Raw genomic sequence first — 23,181 nt, 5'->3', positions numbered from 1 at the left:
AAGTGTCGGCCCTAATTTTTTACAGTCCTAAAAGTTTTACCGGACAGCAATAATTTTTTTTAATAACTTTTCATTGACAGAGTACATTTAATCACCAAACTTAAAAAAACACAAACAACACCTTGATGCTTTTACATGACAGAATCATGTTACGCAAAAGGGTCTTATATCTTAACCGCTCAGGCTAAAACGTTATTTTAAGCGTATCGCTATTGACAGGCTTATGAATGCAGATAAAAGCACAAGAAGCAACTACCCTCCATCATCCGATGCAAAGGGTAGCTCTCCGTTTTTGGATTTTTACTTCAACCGGTACGTTATGCCTCCCATCAGCCAGAAGCCAGCCTGAGGCACGTTGCCCACGTCGTAATACTGCGTATCGTAAAGATTATTCATGCTCACATGTAAATCGACGTTCCGAAGTGTATAGTTGAGTTTCAGGTCGAGTACCGAAAAAGCCGGATAGGGATGCAGTCCCGCATCAGCGCCTCCCTCAAACCGGCGGTAGTTCCCCATCCGTTTTTGAAGCCGGAAATGCCATGCGGCCGAAAAATTCCGGCACACCGGATGCCGTAGTTGCACGATCAACTTGTCGCGCAGATAGTTCAGCAGATATTTTGATTCCAATCCTTTCGAGTCGGCGGTCTGATTCATTCGTGCATAGCTGATCGAAAGTTCGGAGTGCCCGAGCATCGGCCACTGGTGTCCCGGTCGTAATGTGACGCCTGTCTCCACGCCCTGCTTATCTACTTCCGTCAGATTCCATGACGCCCATTTCGCATCGCCCGATGTGCGCACCCAGTCAATCATATCGCGCCCCCACATCAGGAAGCCTTTTACGTAAGCGCTTACGAGCGGACGGTCGTACGTCACTCCCAAGTCGACCGACTCCGACCGTTCAGGTTTCAACTGCTCATTGGCATGATGCGTCTCCTGCGTATAATACAAGTCGGTAAAGGTCGGCATGCGGGTTGACTGGCTCCATGTCGTGGCAATCTTCAGCCCTTCTGCCGGACGGTATGCCGCGCTGACCGACGGATAGAAACGAATGGCATCCGTCAAGGTATTGTAGTTTACCAGCGCTCCCGCCGAAAGCGAGAAACGGTTCGTCGTATACGTGTGCTCCAGTGTTACACTGCTCGTCGTGCGGTCGTCATATTTCGTATAATCTCCCTCCGGACGGGCACGTAGCTTGCCCAGTTTGCTGCTGACGATGTCTTCGCGTCGCACTTCACCTCCCAATGTCGTCGTACCGATGCGAGAAGTATATTGAAGAATCAGATTGGCACCATACGTATCGCCACGATGGAAATTACGCCCTTTAGGGGTATCTTTAATCAGGTCGAACTGGTCGTAGTGGCGACTCCAGTAGAGGATGGGAATTACCCGCAGCGTCTGACCAAAGGAACCTTTCAGTGTTGCCATGTAAGCGCTTGTCCGTTCATACTGATTCGGGAACTTTGCCGAATAAAACGTATTAGCGCCGTAGTGTTTGTTGTTGTAGCCCAGTTGCATGTCCAGATATGCGCTTTCGCGTGCATTCCAGCGTGTCTGCCAGAGCAGGTTATGCATCCGGTAGTCGCTGTGAGGAATATATCCGTCGGACGACTGGTAGCCTGCCGAAAGGCTGTTTTTCGTCCGCCCGATCTCAGCCGCTCCACGTACATCGCCTCGCCACAGGTTATGCATCCCTGCCTCCGCATTGGCATATACGCGTGCGTCGATTTCTTTTTTTGTGATGATATTGATCCCTCCGGAAAAAGCGCCCGAGCCGTAGATCAGTGCCGAAGGGCCGTGGATGATTTCAATACGTTCGATGTCGGAGAGATTGACCGGAAGGTCGAGGTTGTAATGTCCGGTGTGTGGATTGGTCAGGTTGATGCCGTTTAGCAGGATGGCGGTCTGATCGGCTGAGCCGCCGCGGATGGAGATGTCGGCCTGAACACCGTGCCCGCCACGTTGAATCACGTCGATATGGGCGGCATAGACCAGTAGTTCCTGCAGACTTTGGACGGGCGCCTGTTCGATCTGCGCTTTGGTGATAACCGTTACCAATCGTGCCGACTGAGCAAGAGGTGTCTCAATGCGTGCGGCCGTCACCGTGACCTCATCCAATTCTTCTTCGGGCATCTTGTCGGTTACTGCCCCTGCTCCCTGCTGTGCCGATACCGGCGACAAGTGTGCAAAGGCCAGCATACTGCTTGTCAGCACCCCGATGTTCACTACTTTGTGCATACTGTTAAATGCACTGTACGCCTTCCGCACAAATCGTCTGAAACGGAAAGCCTGTTGATCATTCAATCGTTTTTTTGTTCTCATATGAATTATTTAATGTTAAAAAACACACTACAAAGATAGGGAAACCCCGATTACTCACCTCTAAAATTATCAATTCTTAACGAATTCATTTGCATTAAGCTACCTTATACGAACAAAAATATGTATATTTACGCCGTGAAAAAGAGGTCGATCAGACTGTACAAGGAAGAAGAGGTAACGGAACGCCTTCGCAATCCGGAGACCCAGCGGAATGCGTTTGCCGAGGTGGTTGAAGCATACGGTGAAAAACTGTATTGGCAGATCCGTAAAATGGTGCTTTCGCACGACGATGCCAATGATATTCTGCAAAACTCTTTCCTGAAAGCATGGTCGAACCTCGACTGTTTCCGGGGCGAAGCCAAGATCTCGACGTGGCTGTATAAGATCGCCACGAACGAATGCATCACCTTTCTGAACCGGCAACGTTCCAATCGTAACATTTCGCTTGATGACACGGATGTCTTCTTACTGGAAACCCTGAAAAGCGACGAATATTTCGATGGGGATGAATTGGAACTTAAATTTCAGGAAGCGATTCTCAAACTTCCCGAAAAGCAGCGACTCGTCTTCACGATGAAGTACGGTACAGACATGAAATACGAGGAGATGTCTGAGGTGCTTAGTACCTCTGTCGGAGCGCTAAAAGCCTCTTACCATCATGCCGTCAAAAAAATCGAAGCGTTTTTAACAAAAGACGGTTAAACCTTCTCAATTTTAACACGTCAAAAGATACGCAATCCCTGATTAGACAGTTATGAAGATACAGCAATTCAATATAGAGGATGGGAAGAAGAAAAATCCGTTCCGTATGCCTGAAGGATATATGGAAGGGCTGACGGATCAGATTATGGCTCGTCTGCCGGAGCGTCCCCAACAAAAAGAAACCAAAGCCGTTTCGATGGCTGATAAGATGCGTCCGTGGCTTTATTTGGCAGCAAGTTTTATCGGGTTGCTCCTAATCTTCAAAGGAATACAGGGAGAACGGGTGCAAAAAGATCACACAGCCGATCCGTTGCTCGTAAAAACGGAATCGCCCGAAGCCTCGTTAAATGCAATCTCTGAAGAAGATCAGGAATTTTTGGAATACTTGGAGGCACAATATGCGGACGAGCTGTTTTTAGAAGAAGTCGAAGCAATGGAATAAGAACATATGAGAAAGCGTACACTTTTTATATTGATTATGGTCGCTGTAACAGGTATTTTTCTTACGGTTATGGCACAGGATGACAAAGGAAAGTTTGATCGTGAAGCTTTTATGGCTAAACGGAATGCTTATATCACAGCATCAGCCGGCCTGACAGCCGATGAAGCCGCGGCTTTCATTCCGATCGAGAATGAAATGCAGCGAAAGAAGTTCGAGATTGGGCGGGATTGCCGGAAATTGGCACGCAAGAGCCGTTCGAAAGAAGGGCTGACGGAAGAAGAACAGCAGAAGCTGGTCGATTGCACGACCGAAACACGGCTGAAAGAAGCCGAGCTGGAAAAAGAATACCACGAGAAATTCAAGCGGATACTATCTGTGGAAAAGTTATATAAATATCAGGAAGCAGAAGCCCGGTTTATGCGTGAGTTTATGCAGGAACGAGGGCATGCGCATGGAGGACGGCATGGAGGAAAACCATAGAGACATTACATTTCTCTCTACTTTCGTAGCAGGCGTTTCATACGCATCGTCAAGACGACAAATAAAGCAAGTCCCACGATAGAGCCGACGGCCAACATTCGAAGTCTCTCGGACGAAGCATCCGCCGTGATAGCATTTTCCGATTTTCCGCCGGCCGATATCCCGATGATTGCACACGCGTTGTTAATGAAGTGGGCGAAGACAGGCATCCAGATGCTACGACACCAGTAGATCAGATAACCCAGGAATGCACCCAGCAGCATACGCGGCAGGAATCCGTAAAACTGGAAATGGAGAGCACTGAAAAGTGCGGCAACAATCCAGATCAGTACATGAGGATTGCGGATTTTCTTTCGCAGGAGAGAGAAGAGAGTCCCGCGAAAAAAGAATTCTTCTGTTATACTGGCTCCTACGGCCATCACCAGCAGGCTGAAAGGCAGCAATGTGCCGGAGCCGGAAAGCATCTGTCGTACGAGGGCGTCGGCAGCTTGCTGTGTCTCGCGCATGCGACTTTCGAGCGATGCCAGCGCATCAGGCAATTCCATCTGCGCGTTCAGGATGCTGATGAGCGAAACGACCGGCATCAGGAGCATAGTCATACCACCCACCAGAAACCAAATACGTATATTAGGGAGGCTTTTCATGTGCAGAAAGCGACGAGGATCGTCGCTGCAAAGAAAGGCGGTAACGAGTGTCGGTATCAAAAAGGCGGTCACAGAGCCAACGAACTGCATCCCTAACAGTATGCCGGGCGGCAGATGTGTTTTATCATTTTCTCCCGTCATCAACAGGATGCTTGCATAAAACAACGAGGCAAGCAAATATCCGACCATCATGGTGATGAGCAACACACCGGCCTGAAATCCGGCCCCTCGATCGGCAAAAATCCCTTTCATCGATACAAAAGTATAAAAAAACAACTTCCGCCCCCCGTCTTTTCGACGAGCAACGGAAGTTATCCTTTCATTCGTTCAGAGAGAAGTAATGACTCAGGTTCTTGGGAGTGCTTCTTTAACAACCATCTGACGGCCTTCAAACTCCGTCTCGTTCATTTCCGAAATTGCCCGCTGTGCCTCGACCGCATTCGGCATTTCGGCAAAAGCATAACCTTTCGACCGGCCTGTTTCGCGGTCCTTGATTACTTTCACGGAATCTACCGCCCCGTACTCTTCCAATCGTTGTTGTAACTCGTTCTCCCGAACACGATAGTTCAGGTTTCCAATGTAAATGTTCATAAATATAAAATTAAAAATACTCGTCGTTACTAATGAAAAGTGCAAGAAAACTGGAAGTTCAAAACAATGAAAAATAAATCATCAGTAACTGACAGAGATAAAAACCGATTGTTAAGTACATTCGAAAGTATAATCACTCCTTACACGCCGCAAAGAAACAGATAAAATCGGAATAAACAAGTGTTTTATAGCGAAAATTATTGTTTATTGCATGTTTTATATTTGCGAGATTAAAATTATAAGTCTAATTTTGCACCCTGCATAAAAGAAAAAACAGATTTAAAAGATTAAATATTAAACAGAACGGAATGAATGTTTCATTAAAAAGCAACGACTCCGTCAGTGGCGTTGTAACAGTAGCGATAGAAAAGAAAGATTACGAAGCGCAGGTTGATAAGAGTCTGCGTCAGTATCGTCAGAAAGCCAATATACCGGGTTTCCGGAAAGGGATGGTCCCGTTGGGTATGGTCAAAAAAATGTACGGCAAATACGTGTTGGCTGAAGAGATTAACCAGATCGCTTCAGAGAGTCTGTTTAATTACATCCGTGAGAATGACATAGCCGTTCTCGGACAGCCTGTACCATGCACCGATCATCCGACAATTGACTTCGAGACACAGGAAAATTTTGAGTTTCGATTCGACGTTGCATTGGCGCCTGCACTCGATATTAAATTAACGAAACGCGATAAGTTAACACGGTATGAGGTAGAGATAGACGATGCTTTGATAGACAAACAAATTGACTCGTACCGGAGAAGTTTCGGCTCGTACGATAATGTCGAGGACGTTGAAGAAACAGACCTTGTAAAAGGTACGGTGGTTGAGATGGAAGATGGCGAGCAATTGCCCGGCGGTATTTGGGTCGAAGATGCCATGCTCATGCCGAAATATATCAAAGACGAAGAAGAACGCAACAAATTCCTTGGGGCTAAACTGAACGACAAGGTTGTTTTCAATCCGAACAAGGCATACGAAGGCGCCGAAGCAGAGATCGCATCCTTCTTGAAAGTGAAGAAAGAAGAAGTGGCGGGTATTACCCATGATTTTCGTTTCGAGATCAAAGAAATCACACGTCATAAGCCTTCCGATCTGAATCAGGAATTGTTCGACAAGATTTTCAACGAAGGAGTCGTGAAGAGTGAAGCCGAGTTTCGTGATAAGGTGAAAGATTCGTTGAAAGAGCAGTTCCGTCCGCAGAGTGATTATAAGTTCTTTGCCGATGTGCGTACTTTGATGCTCAAGAAGACGGCTGACATATCCTTTGCCGACGATATCCTGAAGCGCTGGTTACTCAAATCGGACGAGAAGAATACGCCGGAAATGGTAGAGAAGGACTATCCGCATGTGGTGGAAGATCTGAAAGTTCATCTGGCAAAGGAACAACTCGTACGTGCTCATGATATTAAAGTGGAGGACGCTGATATTGAGTCGCTCGCCAAACGGGTCGCTCAGGCGCAGTTCGCACAGTACGGCATGCTCTCCGTGCCCGACGATGTACTTGACAACTACGCCAAAGATATGATGAAAAAAGAAGAAACCGTAAGAAATTTGGTCGATCGTGTAATTGACGAAAAACTTGCGGAATGGCTCAAAGAGCAGGTTAAGGTAGAGACAAAAACCGTCTCGCTCGATGAGTTTGAAAAAGTGCTGGCAGAAAAATAGAACTAACATAGAAAAAAGACACGAATGGGAAGCGAATTTAAGAAATACGCAACAAAACATCTGGGGATGAGCACTACAGCGCTTGAGAGCTACATGAATATTTCAAGCAGCTATATCTCACCTACCATCATCGAAGAACGCCAGTTGAACGTTGCTCAGATGGATGTTTTCTCACGTCTGATGATGGACCGCATCATTTTTTTGGGTACACAGATCGATGATTATACCGCCAATGTGATACAAGCCCAGTTGCTTTATTTGGACTCGAGCGACCCGGGCAAAGACATTTCGATTTATATCAATTCACCGGGTGGTTCCGTTTATGCCGGACTGGGGATTTACGACACGATGCAATTTATCGGCAGTCAGGTAACAACGATCTGCACCGGGATTGCTGCATCGATGGCTTCGGTGTTGCTCGTAGCCGGTGCGAAAGGGAAACGCTACTGCTTGCCACACTCACGCGTGCTAATTCACCAACCGCTCAGTGGTGTGCAGGGACAGGCTTCGGACATGGAAATCGCTGTTCGTGAAGTCTTGAGGGTAAAAGATGAGCTCTATCGCATCATCTCCGAACATTCGGGCAAACCATACGATGTGATTTCCCGCGACAGTGACCGTGATTACTGGATGAACGCACAGGAAGCGCAGGAATACGGCATGGTCGACGAAATTATGAAGCGTAAATAAACAACAGAAAAAACAATATGGCAAAGACAATAGACGGTTCTTGTTCTTTCTGTGGGAAAAGCCGCAAAGACGCTACGTTGCTGATTACCGGTCTGACCGGTGCGATCTGCGACGACTGTGTCATGCAGGCATACGACATCGTGCGTGAGGCAAAACCGAAAAGTCAGAAGTTTATGCCAAAAGGAGAAGACGTGCCTAAGCCACAGGAGCTGAAAGCGTTTCTCGATCAATACGTGATCGGTCAGGATGCGGCTAAACGTTACCTTTCGGTAGCTGTCTATAATCATTACAAGCGACTGATGCAGAAAGTGACGCCGGACGATGTGGAGATCGAAAAATCAAACATCATCATGGTCGGTGCGACAGGGACGGGGAAAACATTACTGGCACGCACCATCGCGCGTAAGTTGCATGTGCCGTTCTGTATTGTCGATGCCACGGTCCTCACCGAAGCCGGCTATGTAGGAGAAGATATCGAAAGCATTCTGACACGCTTGTTGCAAGCGGCAGACTACAATGTAGAAGCTGCTCAGCGTGGCATTGTCTTTATTGACGAGATCGACAAGATTGCCCGCAAGAGCGATAACCCGTCGATCACACGCGATGTCAGTGGCGAAGGGGTACAGCAAGGCTTGCTGAAGTTGCTGGAAGGATCGATCGTGAATGTCCCGCCGCAGGGAGGACGCAAACATCCCGAACAGCGCATGATTGCGGTAGATACCCGCAATATTCTGTTTGTTTGTGGAGGAGCATTCGACGGCATCGAAAAGAAGATCGCACAGCGGCTCAACACACGTGTGGTCGGCTATGCCGCCAGCAGAGAAACAGCTGTCGTAGACCGGAACAATTTGATGCAATACATCACCCCGACCGACCTGAAATCGTTCGGCATGATCCCGGAGATTATCGGCCGTCTGCCGATCCTGACGTATTTGGAACCTTTAGACCGGTCCGCTCTGCGACAGATTTTGACAGAGCCGAAGAACTCTATCATCAAGCAGTATGTTAAACTGTTCGAAATGGACGGTATTAAACTCTCCTTTGATGAGGCGGTCTATGAATATGTGGTAGATAAAGCCATTGAATTTAAACTGGGGGCACGTGGTTTGCGTTCCATCGTGGAAGCTATCATGATGGATGCCATGTATCAAATGCCTTCTCAGAACAGGAAGAAACTGGCTGTCTCTTTGGATTATGCGAAAGAGCAGTTCGAGAAGACAGATGTCAGCCGTTTGCAAAGAGCATAAAGCTATAGTAATATTGTACAAATAAATATGGCAAAGAAAAAAGACATCACGGAGGACGAATCGAAAGTGAAAAAGAAAAAAGCGTCAGATGAGAAAAGTAAATCTGTAGAGAAGACATCGGTAAGCAAGTCGGACAAAAAAAAGTCGGATGAAGCGGCTGTGCGAACTACTAAAAAAGTCTCTACGGATCGGACGAAAAAAAATCTTGCCGGTGTTGATATAACGGAGGCGCTGCAATTTCATTTCGGGTTCTCTTCGTTTAAAGGCAACCAGAAAGAAATTATCGAGAATGTATTAGCCGGAAAAGATACATTTGTGCTGATGCCGACCGGTGGTGGAAAATCGCTTTGCTATCAGTTGCCGTCGCTAATTATGGAAGGGACGGCTTTAGTTATCTCGCCTCTGATCGCTCTGATGAAGAATCAGGTAGATGCCATGCGCAACTTCAGCGAGGAAGACGGCGTAGCCCATTTTATCAATTCATCTTTGAACCGTGCAGCCATTGAGCAGGTCAAGCAGGATATTTTGTCCGGCAAGACGAAGTTGCTCTATGTAGCCCCAGAGTCGCTGACCAAAGAAGAAAATATCGGATTTCTGCGTCAAGTTAAAATATCGTTCTACGCGGTAGACGAAGCACATTGTATTTCGGAGTGGGGACATGATTTTCGTCCGGAATATCGTCGGATCCGTCCTATCATCAACGAGATCGGGAAACGCCCTTTGATTGCACTGACAGCTACGGCTACTCCGAAAGTACAGCACGATATTCAGAAGAACCTCGGAATGACGGAAGCGAAAGTGTTCAAGTCCTCATTTAACCGAGCAAATCTGTACTACGAAGTACGTCCGAAAGGGAAGGATATCGATCGTGAAATCATCAAATACATCAAGGCGAACGAAGGCAAGTCCGGTATTATCTACTGCCTGAGTCGCAAAAAAGTCGAGGAATTTGCCGATATATTGTGTGCAAATGGCATCAAAGCCCTGCCTTATCATGCCGGTATGGATTCTCAGCAACGGTCGGCTAATCAGGATGCTTTCCTGATGGAAGAAACCGATGTGATTGTGGCCACGATCGCTTTTGGTATGGGAATCGATAAGCCCGATGTGCGCTATGTGATACACTACGATATCCCGAAGAGCTTAGAAGGATATTATCAGGAAACGGGGCGTGCCGGACGTGACGGAGGCGAGGGCCGATGTGTCGCCTTCTATGCAAACAAAGACTTGCAGAAGTTAGAAAAATTCTTGCAAGGCAAGCCGATCGTAGAACAGGAGATCGGCAAGCAGTTGTTGCTTGAAACGGCAGCTTATGCCGAAACGGCTGTATGCCGTCGTAAAGTATTGTTACATTATTTTGGAGAAGAATATATGGAGGAAAATTGCGGTTGCTGCGATAATTGCCTCGAACCAAAAACACTGATGGAAGCCAAGGAATTATTGCTCACTGTTCTGGAAGCTATCGATTCCTTAAAAGAAAAATATAAGACAGATTATGTGATCAGCTTTTTGCAGGGGAATGAGACAGCGGATATTTTATCGTATAAACAAAATGAGCTGGAATTGTTCGGCGCCGGTCAGGATGAAGACGAAAAGACATGGAATGCCGTGATTCGTCAAGCTCAGATTGCCGGTTATATTGCTAAGGATATTGAAAATTACGGGTTGCTGAAAATAACAGCCCAAGGGAGAGATTATATGAAGCGTCCTGTTTCGTTTAAGATTGTTAAAGATAATGAGTTCGAGGATGATGATACTCCGGAAACCGCTCTGCGCGGAGGTGGATCGAGTGCCGTAGACCCGGCCTTGTTCTCGATCATGAAAGATTTGCGAAAAAAATTATCGAAACAGTTGGATGTGCCTCCGTTCGTGATCTTTCAGGACCCGTCACTGGAAGCGATGGCGACGACTTATCCCGTCACATTAGACGAATTGCAGAATATTCCGGGCGTAGGTGCCGGAAAAGCGAAGCGGTATGGAGCGGAGTTTGTGGCACTCATCAAAAAGTACGTCGAAGAGAACGAGATCGAACGTCCGGAAGATATGCGTGTCCGCACCGTTGCGAACAAGTCGAAGCTAAAAGTGTGGATTGTTCAGAGTATCGATCGGAAGGTGGCTCTTGACGATATCGCCGTCTCGAAAGGACTGGAGTTTAACGAGCTGTTGGATGAAATCGAGTCGATTGTATATTCAGGAACACGAATTAATATCGACTATTTTATCGACGAAGCGATGGACGAAGATCATATTGATGAAATCTACGAGTATTTCAAAGAGGCGAATACCGATGATCTGGAAGAAGCCATCGAAGAGTTGGGAAGCGATTATACGGAAGAAGAGATTCGCCTGATCCGTATTAAGTTCCTTTCCGAAATGGCCAACTAAAACAAGACAACAAACATCATAAAATAAAATAAAAGGTAATGAAGAAGATTATTTTATGTACCGCGTTAGCCGCAGCGATATGTATGCCGACATTTGCACAGAAAAAAGCGGCTGAAGATCCTACTGTGATGACAATCGCAGGGAAAGATATTCCATTATCGGAATTTCTTTTTATCGCACAGAAAGACAGCGGGGTAGATTTGACGAATAAAAAGTCGTTGGAAAACTATGTAACGTTATTTAAGAACTTCAAGCTAAAGGTGGCAGATGCCGAAGCAGCGGGCATAGACCAAACGAGAGCCTTTCAGGAAGAGTTGACAAACTATGAATCACAGCTGCGCTCCAGCTTTCTTTCCGATAAACCCGGTGAAGCTTTAGCGATTCACGAAATATATAACCGAAGTAAGCAAATCCCTACGGTCACGCATATTTTCTTTCCGTTACCAAGTCAGACGGTATCGAAAGATACGGTCTCGGTTTATCGCAAAGCAAAAGCCGCCTACGACCGCATCCGAGGAGGGGAAGACTTCGATAAAGTCGGTAAAGAGCTTATGGCCTCAAGTGGAGACAAGGATACCGTTATGTACGAACGTATCGAGTATTTGTTTCCTCTTCAAGCAGTAAAGGCATTTGAAAATGCTGTGTTCCGGATGAATGTCGGAGATATTTCTGAGCCCGTACGTACGCCATTAGGTTTCCATATTATCCGTATCGACCGGAAGATTCCGAATCCGGGCAAAGTTCGCGTAGCACATATCTTAGTCGGCCCCGATCAACAATCAGGCGAAGCTTTTGATACCATCGTTTTCGCTCAAAAGGCCAAAGAAGTCTACGAAAAAGCGAAAAACGGAGAGAAGTTTGAAGAATTGGTCCTTGCGTATTCTATTGACGGAAGAACGCATGCTACGGGAGGAGCCGTACCTTACTTCGGATTAGGTGAAATGGTCAAACCTTTTGAACAGGCCGCATTTGCGTTAAAGGAAATCAATGATATCTCCGAGCCGGTTCAAACACGTTACGGTTATCATATCATTAAGCTGCTGGACAAGAAGCCCCAAGCTCCGTACGAAGAAGTCGAGAAAGCGTATTATACGGTGATGCGGCAGGGAGAACACAACTTCGAACTCTTCTACAGCTATGACGAACGCGAAAAGAAGAAGTTGGGTTATACGCTGAATCAGGAGGCATACGACGAACTACAACGTCTGTGCGATGACTATTTCCCTACCGATACTGCGTTCTATAACCGCGCCAGCAAAATGGACAAAGTACTGATGCGGATGAATAATATGGATTTTCCGCAGAAAGAGTTTGCAGAGTACCTTCATCGTTATCCATTCTCTACAAAAACGTATTCGGGCGATTTTATGAACGAAGTATACCGGCTTTTTGTACGTGATATCATCAACGAGTTGGGACGGAGAAGTCTAGACAAAGATCATCCGGAATTTCAACAGCTATTGAAAGAGTACCGCGACGGTATTTTGTTGTTCGAGAAAAGCAACGAGCGGATTTGGAGCAAACCTGTTGAAGAGCAGGCTCGGCTCGAAGAAGAATGGATCAAAGAACTGAACAGTAAATATGACGTAAAAGTTCATTGGAAGGTTCTGAAAGATCTGAAAAAACATATTCGGTGATCTGTAATTCTCTGTGATGAAAGGAAAAACTCCATTGTTGTGGTGTATATGGGCAGGTTTCTGTATCTTCAGTGCTTGCCGGCCTTCGACCGTGAAGGAAGATACTGATATCCTGGTAGAGGTCGAAGGGATGACTCTCACACGCGGCGAGGTGGAGAAAGTTATTCCGCAAGGAAGCACGCCGGCCGACAGTCTCCTGATGGCCGAGAGCTACATCAAGAAATGGATCACGGATGTATTGATCTACGAAGTCGCCGAGCATAATCTGGGAAGAGACGAAAAGGAACTTAACCGGCTTGTCGAAGAATATCGCCGAGCATTACTCCGACATCGTTATCTGGAGGAGATGGTACACAGCAAACTGTCTGCCGAGATTCAGGAGAATGACAGGCGAAGTTATTATCAGGAGAATATTCAGAAATTCACTTTAGACAGACATTTGATCAAGGGACTTTTTATCAAAGTCCCGGTCGATGCTCCCGGTTTGGAAGATGTGCGGAAATGGTATAAATCCGATAAGCTGGAAGCTGTAGAAAACATTGAGAAATACAGTATTCAGAATGCTTCGATCTACGATTACTTCTATGATCGATGGGTCGATTTCGATGAAGCCTTAGCTAAAATTCCGATGCATGTGTCGAATAAGGCCCAATTTCTCAAAACAAACCGTTACGTGGAATTCACGGATAGCTCATACCGTTATTTCCTGAATATCTCCGAACATCTGTTGGCCGGCAATGTCGCTCCCTATGAATATGCCGAACCGCAAATTGAGGAAATGATGATCAATAAGCGGAAAGTCGAGTTTCTACGAAATTTTGAAGAAGAACTATACCGTGATGCCGTACGGAAAGGGGACGTCATCTTTTATAATACAAAACCATAAAATACAAAACAAGATGAAAAAAGGTTGGATATGCCTCTTGTTGGCTTGTCATTTGGGCATGGCTTACGGACAGAAGAATGTGATCGATGAGATTGTTTGGGTGGTGGGTGACGAAGCGATACTCCTCTCCGACGTAGAATCTCAGCGACTGTATATGCAGAACGAAGGACAGCGTTTCGACGGTGATCCTTACTGTATCATTCCGGAACAGATCGCAATTCAGAAATTATACCTGAATCAGGCGAAAACCGACAGTGTAGACGTGAGTGAAAGTCAGGTGATCCGTGCCGTGGATCAGTGGATCACGTGGGCGATTAATCAAAGCGGGTCGAAAGAGAAACTGGAAGAATACTACAACAAAAAATTGTCGCAGATCAAGGAAGAACGGAAGGCGATGGTACGGGAGCAGCAGATTGTGCAGGAAATGCAGAAGAAGCTGGTCGGTAAAATCAAGCTCACTCCCTCCGATGTGCGCCGTTATTTTCAGCATATCCCGGAGGACAGTTTGCCAATGATCCCTACAACCGTGGAGGTACAGATCATCACGATGGAGCCTAAAATACCTTTCGAAGAAACGGATGCCATCAAGGCTCGCTTACGCGAATTTACCGAGCAGGTCAACAGCGGTAAGATGGAATTTTCAACGCTGGCACGTCTATACTCCGAAGATCCCGGCTCCGCCTCCCGTGGCGGAGAGATGGGCTTTCTGGGCAAAACGAGTTTGCTGCCCGAATTTGCCAACGTCGCATTTAACCTTTCCGACCCGAAACGCGTCTCGAACATTGTTGAAACCGAATACGGCTATCACATCATCCAGCTGATCGAAAAACGGGGCGACCGCGTCAATTGCCGGCATATCCTGTTACGCCCGAGAGTATCGGACAAGGAGCTGAACGAAGCAACCGCCCGCATGGATTCGCTTTATGCCGATATCCAAAGCAATAAGCTGACGTTTGAAGAGGCGGCGATGTATCTTTCGTTCGACAAAGATACCCGTAACAACAAAGGATTGATGGTCAATCAGAATTATGAGAGCAGTCATGCCGGAACTCCTAAATTCGAGATGCAGGAGTTGCCGCAGGACGTCAGCAAGGTCGTCTATGGGATGAAGGTGGGAGAACTTTCGAAACCTTTCCGGATGCTTACGGACAAGCAGAAAGAGGTGATTGCCATCGTCAAGTTGAAATCGCGTACTGACAGTCACCGTGCCAACATCGCCGACGATTATCAGGTATTGAAAGCGCTCGTCGAAAACCGCAAGCGTGAAGAATTGCTGAAGGACTGGGTCATTAAACAACAAAAAACGACCTACATCCGCATTGCCGATGGATGGCGTAATTGCGACTTCCGGTATCCGGGTTGGATCAAAGAATGAAGACTGCCGGCAGATACTTTTTGCTGAACTCTCTGTTGCTCTTTTGTCTTTTGCTTGCCGCGCAGCAACCTGAGAGATCCGTTCCGAAAAAAACGAAAGTTTATCTGGAACATGCGGACATGCAATCGTTCGACAAAGAGGTGAACGCCGACCGACAGGTCTTGAGCGGCAATGTCAGTTTCCGTCACGACAGTTCGTATATGTACTGCGACAGCGCTTACTTCTACGAACAAAGCAGTTCGTTGGAAGCATTCGGATCGGTACGTATGGAACAGGGCGACACCCTGTTCGTGTACGGGAACTACCTTTTCTACGACGGGAATATACAACTGGCCAAGATGCGCGAAAACGTGCGCATGGAAAATATTCAGGCAGACAACTCGGTCGTAACGCTTTTTACCGACAGCCTGAACTACGACCGCGCCGCCAATATCGGCTATTATTTCGAGGGAGGAACGATTGTAGACGCTCAGAACGAGTTGTCCTCCTTCTACGGTCAATATTCTCCGGGCACAAAGATCGCCGTCTTTAACGATAGCGTGCGACTTCAAAACGAAAAATTCACATTATATTCCGACACGTTGCAATACAGTACGGAAACGAAGATCGCGACGATTCTGGGACCGTCGGTCATCGTATCGGACAGTGGCAATATCTACACGTCGAAAGGCTGGTACAACACGGTCGAGAATACGGCGCTGCTCTTAGACCGTTCGCAAATTGTCTCCGGCAACCGTCTGCTGACAGGCGACTCGATCTCCTATAAGCGGGAGGCCGATTTCGGCGAGGCTTTCGGCCATATCTTCCTGCAAGACACGGCGCAGAAAATTATTTTTGAAGGACAGTACGGGTTTTACGACGGGAAAAACGAATACGCGTTTGCGACCGACAGCGCCCGTTGCCTCGAATATTCACAGGGCGATACACTTTACATGCACGCCGACTCCTTCGAAATGATTACGATCGATTCGACGGCGCGAATCGTCAAGGCCTATCACGGTGTACGTTTCTTCCGTGTCGACTTGCAGGGAGTCTGCGATTCGATGCAGTTCAGTACGAAAGATTCGGTTTTATATATGTACACCAACCCCGTACTGTGGAGCGGAGCGTATCAGTTATATGGCGATACGATTGCCGTGTATATGAAAGACACGACGGTCGATTATGTGCATGTGATCCGTTTTGCTTTTTCGATTCAGCACCTTGACTCCTCATATTACAATCAATTGAAAGGAAGCGATCTGAAAGCCTACTTCGAGGGACGTTCCGTCCGTAAGATTCATATCGACGGCAATGCCGAATCCATTTTCTATCCGTTGGAGAAAGACGGAAGCATGGTGGGGATGAACGAAACGAAGAGCAGTTACATGACGATCTGGTTGAAAGAAAACAAAATCGATAAGCTCCTTATCTGGCCGTCACCGCAGGGCAGCTTGACGCCTGTCCCCCAACTCAACTCCGAGCAGAAAACACTCAAAGACTTTTACTGGTACGACTATATGCGTCCTCTCGATAAAGACGATATTTACACGCCGATACGAAGAAAAACGCAGGACATACCCAAACGAAGCGATAAATTTCGTAATTTAGCCCCCGAATAATCGATAAGGACAATCATGGGAATGTTTTCTTTTTATAACGTGCGCAAGCCTCGGCAGTTCGAGCACAAACCGATTTATTGGGATCCCCGCAAGGAGAATCTCGAGAAACGAATTCATCGGGTAAAAATGGAAATGGGCGTCGAAGAAACCGATTACGAGCAATACAAGGAGGCCATCAGGGACAGTTTCGTCGAAGGAACAACTCATCTGAAGAAAAGCAAAACAAAAGGCGACGACGCGCGCGACCGCATCTACAAGAATATGCGTTTGCTGCTTATCCTCGCCATTCTCGCCGTCATTTACTGGTTCTTATACGTTCGTCAATGAGCGACATCATCCACTTATTACCCGACCACATTGCCAACCAGATCGCAGCCGGCGAAGTCATTCAGCGGCCTGCCTCGGTCGTAAAAGAGTTGATGGAGAACGCCGTCGATGCGGAGGCGACGGAGATCACCGTAAATATCAAGGACGCGGGGCGTACGCTCGTGCAGGTGACAGACAACGGCAAAGGCATGTCGGAGACCGATGCCCGCATGGCTTTCGAGCGTCACGCCACCTCGAAGATTTCGGATGCGAAAGACCTCTATGCCTTGCGTACGATGGGCTTTCGGGGCGAGGCGCTAGCCTCGATCGCGGCAGTGGCGCAAGTCGAACTGCGCACACGGGCAAGAGGCGCCGAACTGGGAACGAGGCTCTCGATCTCCGGCTCCGTGCTCGAATCGATCGAAGCCGATGCCTGCATCGAAGGAGCGATTTTCTCGATTAAAAACCTGTTCTACAATGTTCCGGTACGTCGTAAATTTCTCAAATCGAACGAAACGGAATTTCGCAACATCATGACCGAGTTCGAGCGCGTCGCACTCGTGCATCCGCAGATTGGTTTCAAGCTCTATCACAACGACGCGGAGGTGATGAACCTGCCGGCAGCAGGGCTGCGTCAACGCATCGTAAACGTATTCGGCAAAAGTTTTAGTCCCAAGCTCCTCCCGCTCGAAAGCGCGACCTCGCTCGTGAAAATCGAAGGATTCATCGGACGGACGGATACCGTGCGCCGGCGCGGATACCAAAACTATTTCTTCGTCAACGGACGATATATGCGGCATCCCTATTTCCACAAAGCCGTCATGCACGCTTACGAGCCGCTCATACCGGCAGGCGAATGCCCCGATTATTTTATTTATATGACGTTAGACCCGTCGGAAATCGACGTGAATATCCATCCCACCAAAACGGAGATCAAGTTCGAGAACGAACAGCCCATCTGGCAGATCCTTTCGTCGGCCGTGCGCGAAGCGCTGGGCAAATCGAATTCCGTGCCGAGCATCGACTTCGATACCGAAGGCGCAATCGATATTCCGGTATATAATCCATCAACGCAGGGAAGTATTCGCCCCCCCGTTGTGCAGATCGATACGAAATACAATCCGTTTCAGACATCGCACCGGCCGTCTTATCCCGAACGGAATTGGGAAATGCTGTATCAGGATTTTGAAAAAGGACGCAGAGACACTTCCGAAGAGAGCGGACTGCCCGCCGATATACCCTCGCACGAGCCGAAGCCGGAAACGCTCTTCCCCGACGTGTCCTCTCCCTGCTTTCAGTATAAGAACCGTTATATCATCACTTCGCTGAAATCGGGGCTGGTGTTGATCGACCAGCATCGGGCGCATGTACGGATTCTGTACAATCAATACATCCGCAACGTCAGACAGCAGAAAGCTGCCTCACAGCAGATGCTCTTCCCCGAACTCATCGAGCTTACACCTGCCGAAGCCGCCTTGATACCGAACTTGATGGACGACCTGCGCCGGCTGGGCTTCGACCTCAACCCGATGGGAAACAACAGTTACTCGATAACGGCGCTCCCGGCCGGAGTGGAGGAAAACAATCCCGCCGAACTGCTCAAAGACCTCGTCCATTGTGCGGCCGAATTGTGCGGCGCTATCGGCGACGAGATGGCCGAAGCTCTTGCGCTCTCGCTGGCTCAATCGGCTGCCATACGTCCGGGAAAACCGCTCTCCGTCGAAGAAATGGAAGCGATGATGGCCGCCCTGTTCTCGTCCGAATCGAACCGCCTGACACCCGATGGAAAACCGATCCTCTTTATCCTTACGGACGACGAACTTGCCTCGCGCTTCAAGAGCTGACAACAAAAATACACCAATCCCTCAATTGATGACAAACCTTTTGCGGGAGATAAATCAAATGACGTGTATGGACAAAACATACCGGTATCTCTTTTATTGATTCCGCTCCCCTTCGCAGTTGTGTTTAACCCAAATTACGTGATACCCTGTTTGGCGTTTACCATTTAATAATGGACGTGCGAATGTACGACAATGGTTACGTCAGGCTTACAGCCCTCCCAACGGGGATATTGCTTTTTCCCCAACGCTTCGCATTGGGCTGAATTATCTCGCCCTTTCAGGGCTGTTTTTCAATGGTTAATTGTCAATGATTAGTGGTTATTTGCCGGGTACATGATTCGGCGTGTACCACGCATAACCATTAACCATTGTCCGAAAGGGCTGAAAGCCCGAATTATTTCAGCCCCATCCCGCAAGGGTGGGGTATCGACATCCGGACCTTGTTCGGAGGGCTGAAGGCCTGAATGAAATTCATTCTTATTTCTTCTATTGCGGAATCTGGGTTTAATAGAGAGTATATTCGGAAACACCGACCATTTGACGACTTTATCATCAATTTGTTATCTGCGCTGGCGGCATATTTATTTTTCGATAAAAAGCCCCTTCCATCGCGGAGGGGGCTTTCCTTAAATACATTTAAACAAAAAACAAAAGCAACAATGATTCATTATTATTCATCTTCTTGAATTGTCGCATAATCTTTCAGCAACTTATCTTGTATTTCGGACGGCACGAGTTCATAGCCGGCAAACCTCATGGTAAAGGAAGCCCGACCTCCGGTAATCGAACTGAGGGAAGTCGAATAGCTTGCCATTTCTTTCAACGGCACCTTAGCCATAAGTTTCTCATAACCCTTCTCGCTGTTCATACCCATAATCAGTGCACGACGTCCCTGCAAGTCACCCATCACATCGCCCATATAGTCGCCCGGCACAAGTACTTCAACGTCATAGATCGGTTCCAGAATTTTCGGGCCGGCATCTTTAAATGCCGTGCTGAATGCGTTACGGCCTGCGAGCATAAACGAGATTTCATTACTGTCTACCGGATGCATTTTTCCGTCATAAACACAAACCCGTACGTCACGCGCATACGATCCGGTTAGAGGTCCCTGTTCCATGCGTCCCATGATACCTTTCAAGATAGCGGGAAGGAAGCGAGCATCAATAGCACCTCCGACAATGCAGTTCACAAATACCAGCTTGCCGCCCCATTCAAGGTCATAAACCTGCGTATCCCGTACATTCATGCGGTATTCCTGTCCGCCGAAACGATAGGTCGTAGGAGCCGGCATACCTTCGTAGTATGGTTCGATGATCAGGTGTACTTCACCAAACTGACCTGCGCCACCTGACTGTTTTTTATGTCGGTAGTCGGCACGTGCTGCCTTTGTAATTGTTTCGCGATAAGGGATCTTCGGCTCAAGATATTCAATAGCCAGCTTATCGTTATTTTCAATCCTCCATTTGAGTGTGCGCAAATGGAATTCTCCCTGACCCGAAACTATCGTCTGCTTCAATTCTTTCGACAGTTCGACGAGCCATGTCGGATCTTCTTCATGCATCCGGGCAAGAATTTCACTCAGTTTCTCGGCATCCGCCTCGTTAACCGGCTTAATGGCACGGCGGTATTTGGGCTCCGGATATTTGATAAAGTCAAACCGATACTCACAGCCTTTTCCGTTAAGGGTATTACCGCGACGCACGTCTTTCAACTTTACGGTTGCGCCAATATCGCCAGCTTCCATTTCCGTCACTTCGTTACGCATCTGTCCGTCTACGGAAAAGAGTTGAGCGATGCGCTCTTTTGAACCACGATCGGCATTTGTCAAATCGTCACCGACTTTCACTTTTCCTGATACGACCTTGAAATAAGAAACCTGCCCGATATGCGGCTCTACGGTTGTTTTGAAAAAGAACAGGCTTGTTGGACCCGATGCGCTCGGAGTAACTTCAACTCCTTCCGTCGTCACAAGGCGTGGCATTTTATCGGTGCACGGCACCACATTGCCCAGAAATTCCAATGTACGGCGCACGCACATATCCTTTCCGGCACATACACAGAAGATGGGGAACATCCCGCGTGTAACGAGTCCGGCACGAATACCCGCGCGCATATCATCCTCCGAAAGCGTTCCTTCTTCAAAGAATTTCTCCATCAGAGAGTCGTCGTGCTCTGCCGCAGCTTCGACGAGAATTTTATGCAATTCTGTAGCCTTTTCCGCTTCCTCGGCCGGTATCTCCAATACTTCAGGTACGCCTCCTTCAGGCTTCCAACGATACATTTTCATCTTCAACACATCGACAACTGCATTAAATGCAGCGCCACATTGTGTCGGATATTGTATTTGAACGACTTTTGAACCATAGTTATCTTTCAGTTGTGCAACCGTATTATCAAAGTCCGCCTTGTCATTATCCAACTGATTGACCACAAAGATCACAGGCTTATGAAATTCTTCCGTATAACGGAACTGGTTGATCGTGCCTACCTCCACACCATACTGGGCATTGATAACCATCAGGGCTGTATCCGTCACGTTGAGGGCCGATACAGCTCCGCCGATGAAGTCGTCAGATCCGGGACAGTCGATAAAGTTCAACTTCAATCCGTTCCACTCCACACTGAAAACGGTTGAGAAGACAGAATACCCATAGTCTTTCTCAACCGGAAAATAATCACACACCGTATTGCCGGCTTCCACCGTACCGCGACGTTTTATAACCCCACCCTCGTAAAGCATTGCTTCAGCGAGAGTGGTTTTCCCCGAGCCGGAACTTCCCAAAATGGAGATGTTCTTGATTTCATTTGTTTGATAAACTTTCATATTATTGCTCTTTTAAAATTAACGCAAGATACTATGTTGTTATGAGAAATCACTTTCTCTTTATTTTTAAATTGGTCGCAAAATAGACATTGTTCCCGAACTTGCCGGCAAGAAAATCCATGTTTAAAAACATTATTCTGCAACATACAACTTCTATTTCCTGAAAAACAGTATTTTTGCACTCTCTTTATCCATAAAACGGAATGGCTGGAATTTACATTCACGTCCCTTTTTGCGCAAAACGGTGTGCTTATTGCGACTTCTATTCGCAGACGAGTCATGCGTATCAGGATACCTATGTCGAATCCGTTGCGCGTGAACTGGAAGAAAGGGCAGGATATGTGCAGGGAGAATCGATTGAAACGATTTACTTTGGCGGAGGTACGCCGTCTCAATTGAAAGCAGATGCGTTAGGACGGATTTTTAGTGTGATCGAGCAACATTTTAATGTATCGAAGCATGCAGAAGTGACGCTCGAAGCTAATCCCGACGACCTTACCGAAGCATATCTGAACAGTATCCGTCGTTTGCCATTCAATCGCATCAGCCTTGGCGTGCAAAGTTTCAACGATGATGACCTGCGAAGGCTGAATCGTCGTCATGATCGCAATAAGGCCATCGAGGCGGTGCGTCGTTGCCAAGAGACAGGATGGACAAACCTCAGCATCGACCTTATTTACGGACTGCCCGGACAAACCTCGGAGGCATGGGAGGCTAATCTGGAAAAAGCGTTCGGCTTGGCCATCCCTCATTTTTCCGCATATCACCTCAGCTATGAAGAAGGAACACCTCTCTACCGGGCAATGAAAAGCGGAGCGGTGTGTCCGGTCGATGAAGAAACAAGTGTGGAGCTCTACCATCTGCTGATAGCGAAAGCTGCCTCGGCAGGATATATCCATTATGAGATTTCCAATTTTTGCGCTCCCGGCTGTTTTTCAAAACATAACACCTCGTATTGGATCGGCAAAAAATATCTGGGCGTAGGCCCTTCCGCTCATTCATATGATGGTTTTTCCCGACAATGGAACGTTGCCTCTTTGCCTCAATACTGCGACGCATTATTGCATAACCGACCTTATTTCGAGCAGGAATTTCCAACGGTACGCATGCGCTACAACGAGTATATCATCACCGGTCTGCGTACCATGTGGGGCATACGGTTTTCTCTGTTGAGAGAGATGTTCGGGGAGGTTTATATGCGTCACTTCGAACAGCAGGCAGAACCTTATCTGCGATGTGGAAAACTCCGACACACGGACGACACCGTATGTATTCCGGAAGAAGCGCTGTTTACTTCCGACGGAATCATTTGTGACTTGATGATTTAAACCCAAATTACGCGATACCCTGTTCGGCGTTTACCATTAATAATGGATGTGCGAATGTACGACAATGGTTACGTCAGGCTTACAGCCCTCCCAACGGGGATATTGCTTTTTCCCCAACGCTTCGCATTGGGCTGAATTATCTCGCCCTTTTAGGGCTGTTTTTCAATGGTTAATTGTCAATGATTAATGGTTATTTGCCGGGTACATGATTCG

18 protein-coding genes are annotated in these 23,181 nt (G+C 47.4%); 14 read left to right on the top strand and 4 right to left on the bottom strand.

The annotated features are described in order from the left end of the window. Positions 1 to 300: 300 nt before the first annotated feature. A complete protein-coding gene (locus ACTTKA_RS10005) occupies positions 301 to 2,319 on the bottom strand; it encodes a TonB-dependent receptor plug domain-containing protein (protein ID WP_442724923.1) in 2,019 nt (672 codons plus the stop codon). Between the two features lie 135 nt (positions 2,320 to 2,454). On the opposite strand from ACTTKA_RS10005, the gene ACTTKA_RS10000 reads away from it, so the two are divergent. From ACTTKA_RS10000 to ACTTKA_RS09990, 3 genes are read left to right on the top strand one after another with little or no spacing between them, the layout of a single operon-like run. Beyond that, on the top strand, positions 2,455 to 3,021 hold the full coding sequence (locus ACTTKA_RS10000; RefSeq protein WP_442724922.1) for an RNA polymerase sigma factor: 567 nt from the start codon (positions 2,455 to 2,457) through the stop codon (positions 3,019 to 3,021). Between the two features lie 52 nt (positions 3,022 to 3,073). Next, on the top strand, positions 3,074 to 3,463 hold the full coding sequence (locus ACTTKA_RS09995; RefSeq protein ID WP_442724921.1) for a hypothetical protein: 390 nt from the start codon (positions 3,074 to 3,076) through the stop codon (positions 3,461 to 3,463). 36 nt (positions 3,464 to 3,499) lie between these two features. After that, positions 3,500 to 3,943, top strand: coding sequence for a hypothetical protein (locus ACTTKA_RS09990; RefSeq protein WP_442714150.1), 444 nt, complete (start codon positions 3,500 to 3,502; stop codon positions 3,941 to 3,943). Between the two features lie 17 nt (positions 3,944 to 3,960). Here the strand turns inward: ACTTKA_RS09990 and ACTTKA_RS09985 are convergent, their stop codons facing one another. Next, positions 3,961 to 4,839, bottom strand: a complete 879-nt coding sequence (locus ACTTKA_RS09985) for a CPBP family intramembrane glutamic endopeptidase (protein ID WP_442724920.1) — start codon at positions 4,837 to 4,839, stop codon at positions 3,961 to 3,963. Between the two features lie 93 nt (positions 4,840 to 4,932). Next, positions 4,933 to 5,178 carry an RNA recognition motif domain-containing protein gene (locus tag ACTTKA_RS09980; RefSeq protein WP_442724919.1) on the bottom strand — a complete coding sequence of 82 codons (246 nt, stop codon included), beginning with the start codon at positions 5,176 to 5,178 and terminating at the stop codon, positions 4,933 to 4,935. A 308-nt stretch (positions 5,179 to 5,486) separates the two neighbouring features. On the opposite strand from ACTTKA_RS09980, the gene tig reads away from it, so the two are divergent. From tig to mutL, 10 genes are read left to right on the top strand one after another with little or no spacing between them, the layout of a single operon-like run. Continuing rightward, positions 5,487 to 6,842 carry a trigger factor gene (gene tig, locus ACTTKA_RS09975; protein WP_442724918.1) on the top strand — a complete coding sequence of 452 codons (1,356 nt, stop codon included), beginning with the start codon at positions 5,487 to 5,489 and terminating at the stop codon, positions 6,840 to 6,842. Positions 6,843 to 6,866: 24 nt separating this feature from the next. After that, positions 6,867 to 7,532 carry an ATP-dependent Clp endopeptidase proteolytic subunit ClpP gene (clpP, locus tag ACTTKA_RS09970; RefSeq protein WP_442714141.1) on the top strand — a complete coding sequence of 222 codons (666 nt, stop codon included), beginning with the start codon at positions 6,867 to 6,869 and terminating at the stop codon, positions 7,530 to 7,532. 17 nt (positions 7,533 to 7,549) lie between these two features. Continuing rightward, a complete protein-coding gene (clpX, locus tag ACTTKA_RS09965; RefSeq protein ID WP_442714142.1) occupies positions 7,550 to 8,779 on the top strand; it encodes an ATP-dependent Clp protease ATP-binding subunit ClpX in 1,230 nt (409 codons plus the stop codon). 27 nt (positions 8,780 to 8,806) lie between these two features. Next, positions 8,807 to 11,164: a DNA helicase RecQ gene (recQ, locus tag ACTTKA_RS09960; RefSeq protein ID WP_442724917.1), complete on the top strand. Its 2,358-nt coding sequence runs from the start codon at positions 8,807 to 8,809 to the stop codon at positions 11,162 to 11,164. Positions 11,165 to 11,202: 38 nt separating this feature from the next. Next, the gene (locus ACTTKA_RS09955) at positions 11,203 to 12,801 is read left to right on the top strand and encodes a foldase protein PrsA (RefSeq protein ID WP_442724916.1); all 1,599 of its coding nucleotides are present in this window, start codon (positions 11,203 to 11,205) and stop codon (positions 12,799 to 12,801) included. A gap of 16 nt (positions 12,802 to 12,817) precedes the next feature. Beyond that, on the top strand, positions 12,818 to 13,687 hold the full coding sequence (locus ACTTKA_RS09950; RefSeq protein WP_442724924.1) for a peptidyl-prolyl cis-trans isomerase: 870 nt from the start codon (positions 12,818 to 12,820) through the stop codon (positions 13,685 to 13,687). 13 nt (positions 13,688 to 13,700) lie between these two features. Then, positions 13,701 to 15,062, top strand: a complete 1,362-nt coding sequence (locus tag ACTTKA_RS09945; RefSeq protein WP_442724915.1) for a peptidylprolyl isomerase — start codon at positions 13,701 to 13,703, stop codon at positions 15,060 to 15,062. Further along, positions 15,059 to 16,663 carry an OstA-like protein gene (locus ACTTKA_RS09940; RefSeq protein WP_442724914.1) on the top strand — a complete coding sequence of 535 codons (1,605 nt, stop codon included), beginning with the start codon at positions 15,059 to 15,061 and terminating at the stop codon, positions 16,661 to 16,663. Before ACTTKA_RS09945 ends, ACTTKA_RS09940 begins: the two co-directional genes overlap by 4 nt. A gap of 15 nt (positions 16,664 to 16,678) precedes the next feature. After that, entirely contained in the window at positions 16,679 to 16,990 is a 312-nt protein-coding gene (locus ACTTKA_RS09935; RefSeq protein ID WP_442724913.1) for a hypothetical protein, read from the top strand. Continuing rightward, the gene (mutL, locus tag ACTTKA_RS09930) at positions 16,987 to 18,813 is read left to right on the top strand and encodes a DNA mismatch repair endonuclease MutL (protein WP_442724912.1); all 1,827 of its coding nucleotides are present in this window, start codon (positions 16,987 to 16,989) and stop codon (positions 18,811 to 18,813) included. Before ACTTKA_RS09935 ends, mutL begins: the two co-directional genes overlap by 4 nt. Before the next feature lie 670 nt (positions 18,814 to 19,483). Here the strand turns inward: mutL and ACTTKA_RS09925 are convergent. Then, positions 19,484 to 21,640 (bottom strand): elongation factor G, encoded by a 2,157-nt coding sequence (locus ACTTKA_RS09925; RefSeq protein WP_442724911.1) that lies wholly within the window; start codon positions 21,638 to 21,640, stop codon positions 19,484 to 19,486. A gap of 203 nt (positions 21,641 to 21,843) precedes the next feature. On the opposite strand from ACTTKA_RS09925, the gene hemW reads away from it, so the two are divergent. Further along, on the top strand, positions 21,844 to 22,968 hold the full coding sequence (gene hemW, locus ACTTKA_RS09920; protein ID WP_442724910.1) for a radical SAM family heme chaperone HemW: 1,125 nt from the start codon (positions 21,844 to 21,846) through the stop codon (positions 22,966 to 22,968). The last annotated feature ends 213 nt before the right edge of the window (positions 22,969 to 23,181 follow it).

It is taken from the genome of Tannerella sp., assembly GCF_052170195.1.
In the GTDB taxonomy this organism is placed as follows: domain Bacteria; phylum Bacteroidota; class Bacteroidia; order Bacteroidales; family Tannerellaceae; genus Tannerella.
The sequence above is the reverse complement of the archived record's forward strand: the minus strand, read 5'-3'. Positions and strand labels throughout refer to the sequence as shown.

What these genes read in the sequence shown, in the direction of transcription:
- recQ (WP_442724917.1), top strand. Translation starts at nt 8,807, where the DNA reads ATGGCAAAGAAAAAAGACATCACGGAGGACGAATCGAAAGTGAAAAAG.
- ACTTKA_RS09955 (WP_442724916.1), top strand. Translation starts at nt 11,203, where the DNA reads ATGAAGAAGATTATTTTATGTACCGCGTTAGCCGCAGCGATATGTATG.
- ACTTKA_RS09990 (WP_442714150.1), top strand. Translation starts at nt 3,500, where the DNA reads ATGGTCGCTGTAACAGGTATTTTTCTTACGGTTATGGCACAGGATGAC.
- mutL (WP_442724912.1), top strand. Translation starts at nt 16,987, where the DNA reads ATGAGCGACATCATCCACTTATTACCCGACCACATTGCCAACCAGATC.
- clpP (WP_442714141.1), top strand. Translation starts at nt 6,867, where the DNA reads ATGGGAAGCGAATTTAAGAAATACGCAACAAAACATCTGGGGATGAGC.
- ACTTKA_RS09995 (WP_442724921.1), top strand. Translation starts at nt 3,074, where the DNA reads ATGAAGATACAGCAATTCAATATAGAGGATGGGAAGAAGAAAAATCCG.
- ACTTKA_RS09940 (WP_442724914.1), top strand. Translation starts at nt 15,059, where the DNA reads ATGAAGACTGCCGGCAGATACTTTTTGCTGAACTCTCTGTTGCTCTTT.
- hemW (WP_442724910.1), top strand. Translation starts at nt 21,844, where the DNA reads ATGGCTGGAATTTACATTCACGTCCCTTTTTGCGCAAAACGGTGTGCT.
- ACTTKA_RS09945 (WP_442724915.1), top strand. Translation starts at nt 13,701, where the DNA reads ATGAAAAAAGGTTGGATATGCCTCTTGTTGGCTTGTCATTTGGGCATG.
- ACTTKA_RS09925 (WP_442724911.1), bottom strand. Translation starts at nt 21,640, where the DNA reads ATGAAAGTTTATCAAACAAATGAAATCAAGAACATCTCCATTTTGGGA.
- ACTTKA_RS09935 (WP_442724913.1), top strand. Translation starts at nt 16,679, where the DNA reads ATGGGAATGTTTTCTTTTTATAACGTGCGCAAGCCTCGGCAGTTCGAG.
- ACTTKA_RS10005 (WP_442724923.1), bottom strand. Translation starts at nt 2,319, where the DNA reads ATGAGAACAAAAAAACGATTGAATGATCAACAGGCTTTCCGTTTCAGA.
- ACTTKA_RS09985 (WP_442724920.1), bottom strand. Translation starts at nt 4,839, where the DNA reads ATGAAAGGGATTTTTGCCGATCGAGGGGCCGGATTTCAGGCCGGTGTG.
- tig (WP_442724918.1), top strand. Translation starts at nt 5,487, where the DNA reads ATGAATGTTTCATTAAAAAGCAACGACTCCGTCAGTGGCGTTGTAACA.
- clpX (WP_442714142.1), top strand. Translation starts at nt 7,550, where the DNA reads ATGGCAAAGACAATAGACGGTTCTTGTTCTTTCTGTGGGAAAAGCCGC.
- ACTTKA_RS09950 (WP_442724924.1), top strand. Translation starts at nt 12,818, where the DNA reads ATGAAAGGAAAAACTCCATTGTTGTGGTGTATATGGGCAGGTTTCTGT.
- ACTTKA_RS09980 (WP_442724919.1), bottom strand. Translation starts at nt 5,178, where the DNA reads ATGAACATTTACATTGGAAACCTGAACTATCGTGTTCGGGAGAACGAG.